The organism is Microcoleus sp. D3_18_C4 (assembly GCF_036702355.1).
In the GTDB taxonomy this organism is placed as follows: Bacteria; Cyanobacteriota; Cyanobacteriia; order Cyanobacteriales; family Microcoleaceae; genus Microcoleus.
The window spans coordinates 1-13,499 of record NZ_JAUBTF010000104.1 but is presented as its reverse complement, the minus strand read 5'-3'; the positions used below and the strand labels follow the sequence as shown (position 1 = coordinate 13,499).

Here is a 13,499-nt window from a genome sequence, read left to right as displayed (position 1 = left end):
TCCGGGCACATCTTTAGATCAACTCATCTGTGCCTACTGCGCTCAATAGTGTCTCTTTTTTATTTGAAATGACTATATATAATGCAGCCAAAACCTATTCTACTCAACTCAAAGCCGGAGAAGGTTATTTAAAGTTAAATCCAGTCATTGCTTTAACCATCACCGACTTTATCTTATTTGAAAATACTACCAAACTAATCTCTAACTTTGAATTCACAGAAACAGAAGAGAAATTCGTCTATCCCAACTGCGAGTTAAAATTAGTGTTTGTCGAGTTACCGAAATTCAAAAAAGAATTGAATGAACTCGAAACTCTGCCGGAAAAATGGATTTATTTTATGAACAATGCGCCCTCTTTAGAAGCAGTACCAGAGACATTGGGATCTATTGAAGAGATTAATACCGCGCTGGGAATTGCCAACCGAGCAAATTTGACCCTCGACGAATTGAATGATGTAGACAAGCGAGAAATGTTTATCCAAGACCAAATCGGGTCTGTGATGAAGGGGATAGAAATTGGTCTACAACAGGGAATCGAACAGGGAATACAACAAGGAATCGAACAGGGAATTGAAAGGGGGAAAATTGAGGGGGAAATAGGATTAATTATGCGTCTCCTCGTGCGGCGGGTGGGTGATGTTACACCGGAAGTTCAAACTCGCATCCAGGGGTTATCTGCGGAACAGTTAGATGATTTGGGAGAGGCTTTGTTGGATTTTAGGAGTCAAGAGGATTTGATTGCGTGGTTGGATTCGGCGGGATGAACTGAGGAGTTAAACAGAGAGTCAGGGATTTTTAACTGGGATTTGGTAGAATTACCAATCTCTGCATTCATTTAAACTTTAGTATCTGCGGGAACTTCACTTTGTAGCAGTATCCAACCTAACAGCGCTAAAATAAGACCGAGGATGAGAAATCCTAAATCCCAAGCTAACTCGTTGATACCGGGTTTGACGTGGTGGATTCCCAAAATTTGATGGTCAACAATGCCTTCTACAAAGTCAAACAATCCAGCACCAATTAATATTGAACCGAAAAAAGTTTGAGTTGACAAAGGAACATCTTTGCGCTTCACCGCACCCCACAAACAGAAGATTCCCGCCACTGTTACCAACCAATCCGCAGCGTGAAACAGTCCATCTCCAAGGGTATTTAATTCTAAACCGGCAACAGTAGCATCGGTTTTAACGCTGCTAAACATATGGTGCCACTGGAGGAGTTGGTGCAGCACAATGCCGTCAAAAAAGCCGGATTGACCGATACCGAGGAGAATTCCTGCGATAATTAGAGGTCGGCGGTTGTTAGCTGCGGTGGTTGGTACGTTTGTACGATCGTCCAATGGAAAACCTCCGATGCTTTAAATGCTGAGCCTGGGTCTGTGAAGGGATTTGCCAGTACATTTTTTAGTTTTGCTGGGGAGGAGGGGCGATCGCATCATCCGCGAGAGAGATTTCTGGAGTGAAGTGCGATCCTCTTCGAGGGCTTCGCTAACGCGGGTTGATTTTTGATGGATGATGGGAAGTGCGATCGATCTTTTTAAACAAATTATCCCCCTCTAACTTACCCAACGCGAAAAGATTGCCCCATCGCTTGAAATTCTTGAGTCTCTTCCCGCTGCAATTGCTGTCTAATTTTGGCAAATTTCCTAACTGTTTCCACAGAGTAGAACCGTTCTCCACAGCTTAGGCACACTTCAGCGGATACTTTTAAGATAGCAGTATGCTTGCCGCCCCGTAAAAGTTTATCAACTTCTTTGATAACTATTTCACCGCCGCAAATTGGGCATTTTTCTACAGATAGCATTGTTAATTTCTCCTATGCAAACACTGCTTCTACGGCTTTCGGCAATGCTATCGGCACGAAATATGCGACTGGATACAAATAATCTTCGCCGGATTCATCAATAACTCGGATAAATTGATGTTCCGCAGCGCGATTATCGGGTATGATTCGATAAATTTTTCGCACTTCCAAGGATGCTTGATAGTCTTGATTATTAATGCAAACTACAAATTGTGTTTCTAAGTTATGGGGATTCATGACTCCTCCTATAAAATATATTTGATTTTGATTTCTTTTTTTCCAATGCCGTGTGCTTCGTACCAATGTAGCTCAGCTTCGCAGGCTGTACCATCAGTCAGGCTAATTGTGGCTATGCCTTTGAGTTTTCTCCAACGTCCATTACCATAATTTTTCTGCAAACGTTCCACTTCCCGAATTGATTTATCTACTGCTATTGTTTCAATATTAGTAATGTTTCCTATAATTTGAAAGTTCATTCGACATCAAACATTATGTTAACAATTAGTATCACTGGTAGCCTTTTAGCCCAGTCCGGTCAGTGCCAGGTATCGGAAACGTAGAACTGGCGTGGCTTCGTGGTTTTTGCCTTTGTAATAAATCTTTATGAAAACCTGAAACGCTTAGATGTTACAGTCTACAAGTCTCGACGCGAGAGAAGAGAACGCCCCACAACAAGCCCCCCACCAACCACCCCATCAGTTAACTTTCCCTTCACACACGGGAGGTGTCCTATAGGTGCTTTGGTGTTGAATTTTAGATCATTATAGTGCAACCATTTACTACTATTCACACGCCAACCTACCCGATCGCCAAAAGCTGCCCAAATTTTCCGATCATATTCTCTGCTTCCCCCCAGACTTTCATAGATGCGTTTCTGCACCGAAAAGCCGAAACGTCCGTTACTGTATTTTACCCAAAGTTGGTCAATAGTTCGTAAGTCTTCACAGGGGAATCGATCGATATCTTCACCCCTCAGCCAGTTATCTTTTGTTCTCCCCGCTACTTCCAGCATTTTTATTGCCGTTTCCCCATCCGCCTCTTGCCATTTTCCGCTAGCCAACAGCCGATCGAGTTGACGATAATCAACTCCTTTTGCTGAAATCAATTTTACAGGTTGTGGCGCTGGCTGCGGGCTAGGAATCGTTGGCGAAACACCCCCTCTTTGCCCCCGATTGCCGGGGGATTGGGGAAGCATAGCCAACCATTTTTCCACCGACTGAGGACGCTTTGTCTCATCCATTTCCATCCCTTTCATAATTGCTCGATGCACCGCATCGCTAATATTAGGATTAATCTGAAACGGCGGCTTTAAAGGATGATTTAAAGGCCTCAAGAATGCAGCAGTTGGTTGTGTTCTCGTTAGCAGATAGTATAGCGTTGCCGCCAGAGCATAAACATCTGTGTACTCAGCAAATCTGCCCATTTCCCCGTACTGTTCGGGAGGCGCAAAACCATGTGTTAATCCAACAGTCATTTGCTGAGTGCGATCGGGAATAAAACCCCGTGCCAAACCAAAGTCAATCAAAACTGCATCAAAATTGTCGCGTACCATAATGTTTTGTGGCTTGATATCCCGATGTAGCAAACCTTTTTCGTGAACTACTATTACCGCTTCTGCCACTTGGCGGATGTAGTTTAAAGCTTCGGTTTCCCACAGGAAACCGCGCTTTTCTACCAAATTCCACAAATCTTTCCCTGCCACATATTCCATCGCAATACAAGGCAAATCACCATGAATGAAATAGTTGTCTATTTGCACAATATTGGGATGTTTGCACAAAGATAGCAGTAGCGCCTCATCCCGGAATTTGTCCCGAAACCAGGCAAAATTTGGATCTCTCAATAAGTCGTCTTTCAGCGTTTTGATGACAACCCGCTGCCTGTTTTGCGCCTTCTGTGCTAGGTACGTGACCCCAAAGCCGCCCTCACCTAACTTGCCTTCAATGATATACCGATCGCCATTTAACCGCTGCCCCGGTGTCCAAACCATTCCCCTCACCGCCAACCAATATTAATTTTTATCTCGGCCTAGCCTGTATTTTAACTGTATTTTTTAAGTTGGGTTTAGTTCCACGGGCCCAACTTAAGTTCGCCTTCCCGGTGATGGTTGGCTTTTAGTTCGATCGCCCTTTTGCGACATAATTCGATCGACAAATTCGCCACAATCTCATTAAGAATCATAAATCGTAAAACCTGTTTGTCCAAACAGACCCTTTCTATGGCAACCTGAAAAACAGCAGACACATTTTTATAGACCTTAGTAACAGAACACTCGCAACCAGTTATGCAAACTCTGCCGAATCCCACTAAAACCCCCACCACCGAACCAACCTTCGACACCACCATCAAACGCCGCAAAACCCGGCCAGTCAAAGTCGGTAGCGTCACCATCGGCGGCGGCAACCCCGTCGTCGTACAATCGATGATTAACGAAGACACCCTCGACATCGACGGTTCAGTCGCCGGAATTCGGCGCTTGCACGAGATAGGCTGCGAAATCGTCCGCGTCACCGTGCCCAGCATGGCCCACGCTAAAGCTTTAGCCGAAATCAAGCAAAAACTGCACGCCACCTACCAACCCGTGCCCCTCGTCGCCGATGTCCACCACAACGGCATGAAAATTGCCCTCGAAGTCGCCAAACACGTAGACAAAGTGAGAATCAATCCCGGACTTTACGTGTTCGAGAAGCCGAAAGCAGACAGAAGCGAATACACCGACAGCGAATTCGCCGAAATTGGCGAAAAAATCCGCGAAACCCTAGAACCTCTGGTGGTTTCCCTGCGCGACCAAGACAAAGCCTTGCGAATCGGCGTCAATCACGGTTCCCTCGCCGAACGGATGCTTTTTACCTACGGCGACACGCCCGAAGGCATGGTAGAATCGGCCCTGGAATTCATCAAAATTTGCGAATCCCTCGACTTCCGCAACATCGTGATTTCCCTCAAAGCCTCCCGCGCGCCGGTGATGGTTGCTGCTTACCGCTTGATGGTGCACCGGATGGACGAACTCGGCATGGATTACCCGCTGCATTTGGGCGTCACGGAAGCAGGAGACGGCGAATACGGCCGCATCAAATCCACCGCAGGCCTCGCACCTTTGTTAGCTGACGGTATCGGTGACACCATCCGCGTCTCGCTGACAGAGGCCCCAGAAAAGGAGATTCCCGTTTGCTACAGCATTCTGCAAGCCTTGGGACTGCGGAAAACGATGGTTGAGTATGTCGCTTGTCCTTCCTGCGGTCGCACTTTGTTTAATTTAGAGGAAGTGTTACACAAAGTGAGAGAGGCGACGAAACATCTCACGGGTTTGGATATAGCAGTAATGGGCTGTATTGTCAATGGCCCGGGAGAAATGGCTGATGCTGATTACGGCTACGTCGGGAAGCAACCGGGTTATATCTCGCTGTACCGGGGCCGGGAAGAAATTAAGAAAGTCCCGGAAGACCGAGGCGTGGCAGAATTGATTGACTTGATTAAATCGGACGATCGCTGGGTCGATCCTTAATTGCTCTCGTTAGCGCAGCCCTCGGAGAGGATCGCCCCTAATGCGTGTTTTAAACCCGGAGAGCCCCCTAACCCCCCTTAGTAAGGGGGGGACAAGAGCGATCTAAGTCTTTGTTAAGGGGGGACAGGTGAGGTTAAAGTCCCCCTTCTTAAGGGGGATTTAGGGGGATCTAGGCTTCGATACAAACGAGAAAGACAGAGGGTTTCACTCTTAAGTTGATACCGCAGAACTCGGCAAAGTTAAATAATATATGTACGCCAACTACGACCGAGCCTTGGCTGTGTTAGATTGAGCGTAATTATTCTGAACTCTTTTCCTCCCGCGCGTCACACAAATGGTTATAACAAAACGAGGGCTTGTTCTAAGTGCAGCAGCGGTGGTACTCACTGCCGTAACTCTTGCAAACACTGGTTGCAGTTCTAAATCTCTGGCTTCTTTTAGGGGAAGCCCTAAAGAGTTGGTTGATGAAGTTTGGCAAATTATTGACAAAAGTTATGTTGATGGCACTTTTAACCAGGTTGACTGGAAAGCGGTGCGGAATGATTATTTGAACCGGACTTATACCAGCGACGACGAAGCTTACAAAGCAATTCGGGAAATGCTGAAGAAGCTGGATGATCCTTATACGCGGTTTATGGACCCTCAAGAGTTCAGAAATATGCAGGTTGAAACTTCTGGGGAACTGACAGGAGTTGGGATTCAGTTGACTCAAGATGAGGAAACTAAGAAGTTGACAGTGATTTCGCCGATCGAAGATACCCCTGCTTTTAGTGCTGGGATTCTAGCAAAAGATATCATTATTAAGATTGACGGCAAGAGTACCGAAGGCATGGATACGAATCAAGCGGTAAGTTTGATTCGCGGCCAGGTGAATACTGAGGTGACGCTGACTATTTTGCGGGGAAGCAAGGAATTAGAATTTAAGCTGAAGCGCGCTAAAATTGAAATTCATCCTGTGCGGAAGTCGGTGCAGAAAACTCCCATCGGAGAAGTCGGCTATATTCGCTTAAATCAGTTCAGTGCGAATGCTGCATCGGAAATGCGATCGGCAATTAAGGATTTGGAACAGAAAAAGGTAACGGGCTATATTTTAGACTTGCGTTCCAATCCCGGCGGGTTGCTGTACGGAAGTATTGAAATTGCTCGGATGTGGCTCAAAGAAGGTACGATCGTCTCGACGGTCGATCGAGTCGGTGAAGCCGATAAACAAACGGCAAACAAGGCAGCGATCTCAGACAAACCGTTAGTTGTACTGGTAGACGGCGGTTCAGCAAGTGCTAGCGAGATTCTATCCGGTGCTTTGCAAGACAACAAACGCGCGGTTTTAGTGGGAACAAAGACGTTTGGTAAAGGTTTAGTTCAGTCAGTACGCGGCGTGGGAAATGGTGCCGGTTTGGCGGTGACAATTGCCAAGTATTTTACTCCCAACGGCACTGATATCAACCACGCCGGGATTGAACCAGATTTTAAGGTAGAACTCACCGACGCTCAAAAACAGGAATTGAGGCGCGATCGCGATAAAATTGCTACGGCGGCAGATCCGCAGTACGCGAAAGCTATGGAAGTTTTGACAAAGCAAGTTACTGGTAAAACAGGGAACAATAAGGCTGATGCGAAACCGAATGCTGCGCCACCTAAACCGAATGCGGCGCAGGCAAAACCGAGTGCAGCACCTTCTAAATCTAAATAGAAAACCTGTATAGGGTTTCAGTTAAAAAAAAGCATTCGGGGAGAGATTTACGGCTAAAAGCCCAGATTTTAAACTCGAATGCTGCGCTGTTTTTGGCCCTTCGTCCGGTGCAACCGAAATTTATATAATTCATCGGCGTTAATCTGTGTTGATCTGCCCTCATCTGCGGTTAAAAGAAGAGAATGTAAACCGCAGATGACAATGGATGGACGCTGATTCACGCAGATTAAGGGAAGAGAGATAGGAATAATTCCGATGCTAACAGATTTGATATCACGTTAGCTTTCGCAATGGGGAGGAAAGTAATAGTAATTGGTCATTGCGGCTGGCATTTGCCGGCGCGAATTAATCCGATGCGGCGGGCGATAGCATCTTCGGGCGAATCATAAGGGCCCCACTTTTCAATAATACTGGGGTTTTGTTCTTCGAGTTGCGCGATCCTCTGCGAGGGCTCCGCCAACGGCAAAATTTCGCAATTACCGGCAGGACGTTTGATAATATAAAATTTGGGTGTGGCTGTCATAGCTAAATTCGTCAAATAAAAGCTGGATACTAACTAGGCAATTGGGTCATTATATCAAATAGGGCAACGGCACTGCCGTGTCCAAACCGTGTCTTAGCATTAAACTCGCATTCCGACAGTAGTTGAAACCCCTGCCGGACTAAGGATTTAACAGCGGGGTACTAATAAGAATTAAAAAAAACTAACACTTTTGGAAGATGCCACAATATTTATCTATGATAAAAATATAGACATTTGTCTAAACAGTGCATTAAATCCTTTCAGAACTACCAAAATATTCTAATCAATACCAAAAAAAACCATGCAATTTTTGCCCAAAACAATTCCTGAAATTCAACCAGAAATCCTACCAGTTAAAGACTCACCGCCAGAACTTGTTACTTTCGATGTCGGGGGGATGAAATGTGCCGGCTGCGCGAAAGCTGTGGAACGTCAACTCATGCAGTATTCAGGCGTAATTTCAGCTTGCGTTAACTTGGCCGTAGAAGTCGCGACGGTTGAGTGTCAACCGGGGGCTGTCGATGCAGAGGCTTTAGCGAAAAAGTTGACTGATAATGGATTTCCCTCTCAGTTTCGTTTAGGTGAAAATCAGCGGGAAGCAGAAGCGGCAACAATTGAACGGCGGCGACAAGAAATTAGACAGCAAATCAAGCAATTGACGATCGCCCTAATCCTAATTATTCTATCCGGTTTAGGTCACGTACTCGGCACACAAGCCCCAATTCTCAGCAATATTTGGTTTCACTGGGGACTCGCCACCCTAGCTTTGGTGGTACCGGGCCGCCCGATTATCGTTGACGGGTGCCGCAGTTTGTGGCGAAATGCACCCAACATGAATACTTTGGTAGCTTTAGGCGCTGTCACAGCTTACACCGCTAGCAACGCGGCGCTGCTGTTTCCAAGGATGGGATGGGAGTGCTTTTTTGACGAACCGGTGATGCTTCTGGGCTTTATTTTGTTGGGCAAAACTCTCGAACAGCAAGCCAGACGCCGCGCTGCATCTGCTTTGCAAGCTTTAATCGCATTGCAACCGGCGAAAGCCCGCTTAGTTGATTTTAAACTTTCGACTTTAGATGTGCGATCGGAAGAATTGCCTTTAAACTCGACATCAGAGGTATACGATCCACAATACATTGAAATTCCTGCCGATCGCGTCCGAGTCGGAGAATGGCTGCAAGTTTTACCAGGGGAAAAAATTCCGGTAGACGGTGAAATTAGCGAAGGCAAAACAACGATAGATGAGTCGATGCTGACTGGCGAATCGATGCCGGTTTTGAAGCAACCAGGAGATACAGTTGCCGCCGGAACTATCAATAAATCCGGGGCAGTTGTGATGCGCGCAACTCGCACCGGTAAGGAAACAACTGTAGCTCAAATGGTGGCTTTGGTGCAGGCAGCCCAAACTCGCAAAGCGCCGATTCAAAATTTAGCTGATACTGTGGCGGGATATTTTGTCTATGGGGTAATGGCGATATCGGTTTTAACTTTCCTATTTTGGTATTTTGCCGGGACTCATATTTGGCCTTCTGTGCTTTTAGGACACGGGGCAATGGATATGGGACACGGGGCAATGAATATGGGAAATGAATTGCCTATTATCCATTATCAATCGCCTTTGCTCTTAAGTTTGAAATTGGCGATCGCAGTTTTAGTTATTGCTTGTCCTTGCGCTTTGGGACTGGCTACCCCAACTGCAATTTTAGTTGGTTCTGGCATCGGGGCGGAGCGCGGGCTTTTAATTCGCGGTGGTGATGTTTTAGAACGGGTGCATCAATTAGATACGGTGGTTTTTGACAAGACTGGCACTCTGACAACCGGAAATCTCACACTCACAGATTATTTGCCGATTTTCCAGAATTCCGAGTGGGATTTGAACTCAGATATTAATGTGGGAAACAAACAAGATGTTTGTTCCACAATTGATGGAGTTTCTGACAACAGGCAAGATGCCTGTTCCACAATTGATGGAGTTTCTGACAACAGGCAAGATGCCTGTTCCACAATTGACTCAAAACTGCTGCAAATTGCGGCGGCGGTGGAAAGGGGCGCTTGTCATCCCATCGCCGCAGCGATTTTGCAGGAAGCTCAACAGCAAGGTTTGCCGCTGCTAGCTGCTGAGGATTTCTGCACGGAACCGGGATTCGGGGTTTCGGCTTTGGTGGAGGGCCGGCGGGTGTTCGCAGGCAATGCTGAGTGGATGAAGCAGCAGGGGGTCGCTGTGGCGACGGAATTGTCGGAGTCTTTGCAAGGCAAAACGGCGGTTTACGTGGCTTCTGGGGGCGTTTTGCTGGGGGTAATCGGGCTAAAAGATACTCTGAGGCCGGATGCTAAGGCTGCGGTGGAACGTTTGCGGGGCATGGGATTGCGGGTGATGATGCTGACGGGGGATACGGCGTCTGCGGCGGCGGTGACGGCGCAGCAGCTAGGTTTGGCGGCGGCTGATGTTTTGGCCGAGGTGCGGCCGGAGGGGAAGGCGAGGGCGATCGCAAGTTTGCAAGCTCAAGGCTGTAAAGTTGCTGTGGTGGGGGATGGCATCAATGATGCGCCGGCTTTGGCTCAAGCTGATGTCGGTATCGGTTTGCACTGTGGCACTGATGTCGCTGTTGAGACTGCTCAAATTGTGTTGATGCGAAATGCTTTGATGGATGTTGTTGAGTCGATCGAGCTGGGGCGCGCTACTTTTAATAAGATTCGCCAAAATTTATTTTGGGCTTTTGGTTACAATACTCTGGGAATTCCCGTTGCAGCGGGTATCTTGCTGCCTGCAACCGGAATTCTACTCAGTCCTGCGGCGGCGGGAGCATTTATGGCGTTTAGTTCTGTTAGCGTTGTGACAAATTCTTTGTTTTTGCGTCGGGGATTTCGAGCTTAAATTTAGGGATGACAGATAAATGTCGGAGGTCATCGGTCATTAGTTAGTAATTAATGACTGATGACCTCATACCAAGAGGGAAACAAACCCCTCACACCAGGAGTCGAGAGCCAAGAAGTTTCCACGTTAGTTAGAACCCCCTGATTCATCTGTAGAGTCAAGCGAAAATCTCACACCTCAAATTGACTGACTGATGGCTACAGTGCCATACTTTCCAAAAGTCGCCAGTTATTGTTGTTCATAATTGAACGACTCACTAGCTCGAACATTTGACGGCAGTGGTTGTTGGTTTGCAGGGGCAGTTCCTCGTTTTTAATCACGAAGTTCATGCGAACCTCTGAGTCGCTAGCCGTGTTTTTCTCAATTAGGACTTCTGCGGTGACAAGTTTGGCAATCGAAACTTGACCGGGAAGTTCGCGAGCCATGACGGAATCTCCTGTATTGTAGATAATATCAAGATTGCATGACTCTAAAATTTCAATCAGGGATTGACGGAGACGGTCGATCGGAACGGCAACGATAAAAAAACCAGTATAGCGAGCCATAGACAACTCCAGCCGTGAGGCATTTAGACTTTATTATCATACCGAACCTAGAACAGATGAACAGAACAATATGGATTTATTTTATTCAGGTGGAAAGTTAGGGCAATGAAGGGCAAACTTATCGTGTTTGAGGGGGTTGAAGGTGCGGGTAAAACTACGCAAATGCAGCGCTTGATACAGTTTCTGCAAGCAAGTTGCTGTCTGAGAGTCCGGTTGGTGGCTACTCGCGAACCGGGGGGTACTGAGTTGGGAAGGGGACTGCGACATTTGCTGCTGAAACAAGATGGGGGCGAATCTGTATCCGATCGAGCAGAATTACTCATGTATGCTGCCGATCGCGCTCAACACGTCGAAACTTTTCTCAAACCCGAGTTATTGAAAGGAACGATTGTTTTATGCGATCGTTTTACTGATTCTACGATCGCTTATCAGGGCTACGGCCGCGGTCTTAAGTTAAATTTAATTAAGCAGTTGAATGACATTGCCACCGGCGGCTTGGAAAGCGATCTGACTTTGTGGCTGGATATTAATGTGGAAGCGGGTTTGGCGAGGGTAAGGGCCCGGGGAGGGTGCGATCGGATCGAGCAAGCTGATTTGAAGTTTCACCGCCTTGTGCAGCAAGGTTTTGCGGAGTTAGCCGAGGCAAATAAATCTCGAATTGTCCGGATAAATGCCGATCGGCCTGAATATGAAGTCGCTCAGGAAATTCAAACTCTTGTAACTTGCAGGTTAGAAGCTTGGGGATATTTAAATAATACCTCTTCTGAAAAGTAAGCTTACATAGATAGCCAGAAACCGGGTTTTTTACGAAATATTTGCTAAAAATCCTCAAGTTCGAGGAAAAACGCGGTTTCTTCGTTGTAACTAACTCACCATAGGGTAGCGATCAGGGCAAAATTCTTGAATAGGTAGTCATTACATCCAGCGCCCCTGACGCACCCTACAATAACTTCCTTCTGTCAACTGAATACTGTCAACTGTCAACCCTTCGACTGCGCTCTTCGGGCAAGCTGTCAACTGTCAACTGTCAACTGTCAACTGTCACATGAATTATTTCACATCATTAATCGGACAAGAGCGACCAGTAGAATTGCTAACACAAGCAGTCGAGCGAAACCGAATTGCTCCTGGTTATTTATTTGTCGGCTCTAACGGCATCGGCAAAAGTTTAGCTGCTCAATGTTTCATCGAGCTTTTATTCTCAGCCAATCTTCCCGAAACCAAACTCATAGCCTCGGTACAAAATCGCGTGCAGCAGCGAAATCATCCAGACTTACTTTGGGTAGAACCCACTTACATGAACCAAGGCAAACGGCTTACACCAAAGGAAGCAGAGGAAGCCGGTTTAAAGCGGAAAGCACCACCACAAATTCGTTTAGAACAAGTTCGAGAAATCGGTGATTTTCTCAGCCGACCGCCGCTAGAAGCTGCGCGTTCTGTCGTAGTTTTGGAACAAGCAGAAACAATGGGCGAGGGAGCCGCTAACGGCTTGTTGAAGACATTGGAAGAACCGGGAAAAGCAGCCCTAATTTTAATTGCTCCGACAGTGGAAGCTTTGCTGCCAACTTTGATTTCCCGTTGCCAAAAAATCCAGTTTTATCGGCTCAATCCCCAAGCAATGGCACAAGTTTTGCAGCAAGCCGGATTCGCAGAGATTTTATCCCATCCCGAGGTACTGGGGATGGCTCAAGGCAGTCCTGGGGAGGCAATTTCTATTTGGCAGCAACTGCAATCAATACCCGATGATTTGCTGCAAAAGGTGAAGCAGTTGCCTCAAAATCTGCGGTCTGCTTTGGAATTGGCAAAGGAAATTGATAAAACTTTAGATACTGAATCTCAGTTGTGGTTAATCGATTATTTACAGCACTGTTACTGGCAACAATTTTTGGCAGGGGGAATTAGTCGATCGCCCTTAGAGCCCTTGGAGAAAGCACGACAATATTTGCTAAACTACGTACAGCCGCGATTAGTTTGGGAATGCACACTAATGGGAATATGTCAAGCATAATTTATTGCCAAGTTTGAGCGCAATACGATGAGTAACACGATGGAAAAAGCCACATTTGCCGCCGGTTGTTTTTGGGGAGTTGAACACAAGTTTCGCGCCGTTGCGGGTGTCGTCTCAACGGCTGCGGGCTATACAGGAGGTCACTGGCCCAATCCTTGCTACCTCGATGTTTGCGCCAGAGTGACTGGTCACGCTGAATCTGTGCTGATAGAGTACGATCGATCGCAGGTGAGTTACGAAGCACTGCTAGATGTATTCTGGAACTGTCACGATCCTACCGAAATCAATCGCCAAGGCCCCGACAGAGGCGAACAGTACAGGTCTGTGATTTTTTATCACAATTCCGAACAAGAAAAAGCCGCTCGCCTCTCCAAAAACAAATTGCAAACTTCCGGTAAATACGACAAAGATATTGCCACAGAAATCAAACCTGCTAGTGAATTTTATATGGCAGAGGATTACCACCAGCAATATATTAGACCTCTTGCAAAAAAGATATATGTTATAATCAGAAGTTTTAAATTTAGCCCCCTAGAGCTAACTCATAATTGTA

13 protein-coding genes and 1 pseudogene are annotated in these 13,499 nt (G+C 46.6%); 7 read left to right on the top strand and 7 right to left on the bottom strand.

The genetic code is table 11. The features are described from left to right. Window positions 1-68 precede the first annotated feature (68 nt). Complete coding sequence (locus QUA90_RS28825; protein WP_333448613.1) at window positions 69-764, top strand: Rpn family recombination-promoting nuclease/putative transposase; 696 nt, start codon at window positions 69-71, stop codon at window positions 762-764. Window positions 765-835: 71 nt separating this feature from the next. On the opposite strand, the gene QUA90_RS28820 is transcribed toward QUA90_RS28825, so the two are convergent. The 5 genes from QUA90_RS28820 to QUA90_RS28800 all read right to left on the bottom strand — a co-directional run bounded on the left by QUA90_RS28820 (window position 836) and on the right by QUA90_RS28800 (window position 3,793). After that, entirely contained in the window at window positions 836-1,339 is a 504-nt protein-coding gene (locus tag QUA90_RS28820; protein WP_333448612.1) for a DUF2243 domain-containing protein, read from the bottom strand. A 221-nt stretch (window positions 1,340-1,560) separates the two neighbouring features. Then, window positions 1,561-1,803: a YgiT-type zinc finger protein gene (locus QUA90_RS28815; RefSeq protein ID WP_333386979.1), complete on the bottom strand. Its 243-nt coding sequence runs from the start codon at window positions 1,801-1,803 to the stop codon at window positions 1,561-1,563. Between the two features lie 12 nt (window positions 1,804-1,815). Continuing rightward, complete coding sequence (locus QUA90_RS28810) at window positions 1,816-2,040, bottom strand: hypothetical protein (protein WP_293157603.1); 225 nt, start codon at window positions 2,038-2,040, stop codon at window positions 1,816-1,818. Between the two features lie 8 nt (window positions 2,041-2,048). Further along, complete coding sequence (locus QUA90_RS28805) at window positions 2,049-2,279, bottom strand: hypothetical protein (protein ID WP_333330545.1); 231 nt, start codon at window positions 2,277-2,279, stop codon at window positions 2,049-2,051. 158 nt (window positions 2,280-2,437) lie between these two features. Then, complete coding sequence (locus QUA90_RS28800; RefSeq protein ID WP_333448611.1) at window positions 2,438-3,793, bottom strand: serine/threonine-protein kinase; 1,356 nt, start codon at window positions 3,791-3,793, stop codon at window positions 2,438-2,440. A gap of 294 nt (window positions 3,794-4,087) precedes the next feature. On the opposite strand from QUA90_RS28800, the gene ispG reads away from it, so the two are divergent. Beyond that, the gene (gene ispG, locus QUA90_RS28795) at window positions 4,088-5,308 is read left to right on the top strand and encodes a (E)-4-hydroxy-3-methylbut-2-enyl-diphosphate synthase (RefSeq protein ID WP_333448610.1); all 1,221 of its coding nucleotides are present in this window, start codon (window positions 4,088-4,090) and stop codon (window positions 5,306-5,308) included. Between the two features lie 334 nt (window positions 5,309-5,642). Continuing rightward, entirely contained in the window at window positions 5,643-6,998 is a 1,356-nt protein-coding gene (gene ctpC, locus QUA90_RS28790) for a carboxyl-terminal processing protease CtpC (protein WP_333448609.1), read from the top strand. A 316-nt stretch (window positions 6,999-7,314) separates the two neighbouring features. Here the strand turns inward: ctpC and QUA90_RS28785 are convergent, their stop codons facing one another. Then, window positions 7,315-7,521 (bottom strand): DDE transposase family protein, encoded by a 207-nt coding sequence (locus QUA90_RS28785; RefSeq protein WP_333448608.1) that lies wholly within the window; start codon window positions 7,519-7,521, stop codon window positions 7,315-7,317. Between the two features lie 301 nt (window positions 7,522-7,822). On the opposite strand from QUA90_RS28785, the gene QUA90_RS28780 reads away from it, so the two are divergent. Then, on the top strand, window positions 7,823-10,393 hold the full coding sequence (locus QUA90_RS28780) for a heavy metal translocating P-type ATPase (protein ID WP_333448607.1): 2,571 nt from the start codon (window positions 7,823-7,825) through the stop codon (window positions 10,391-10,393). Between the two features lie 197 nt (window positions 10,394-10,590). Here the strand turns inward: QUA90_RS28780 and QUA90_RS28775 are convergent, their stop codons facing one another. Next, window positions 10,591-10,938 carry a hypothetical protein gene (locus QUA90_RS28775; protein WP_190659999.1) on the bottom strand — a complete coding sequence of 116 codons (348 nt, stop codon included), beginning with the start codon at window positions 10,936-10,938 and terminating at the stop codon, window positions 10,591-10,593. 105 nt (window positions 10,939-11,043) lie between these two features. On the opposite strand from QUA90_RS28775, the gene tmk reads away from it, so the two are divergent. The 3 genes and pseudogenes from tmk to msrA all read left to right on the top strand — a co-directional run. Then, window positions 11,044-11,712: a dTMP kinase gene (tmk, locus tag QUA90_RS28770; protein WP_333448606.1), complete on the top strand. Its 669-nt coding sequence runs from the start codon at window positions 11,044-11,046 to the stop codon at window positions 11,710-11,712. Between the two features lie 271 nt (window positions 11,713-11,983). After that, window positions 11,984-12,946, top strand: a complete 963-nt coding sequence (locus QUA90_RS28765; RefSeq protein WP_333448605.1) for a DNA polymerase III subunit delta' — start codon at window positions 11,984-11,986, stop codon at window positions 12,944-12,946. Between the two features lie 39 nt (window positions 12,947-12,985). Then, window positions 12,986-13,423 (top strand): annotated as a pseudogene (gene msrA / locus QUA90_RS28760) (peptide-methionine (S)-S-oxide reductase MsrA); the annotation flags it as partial. Between the last annotated feature and the right edge of the window lie 76 nt (window positions 13,424-13,499).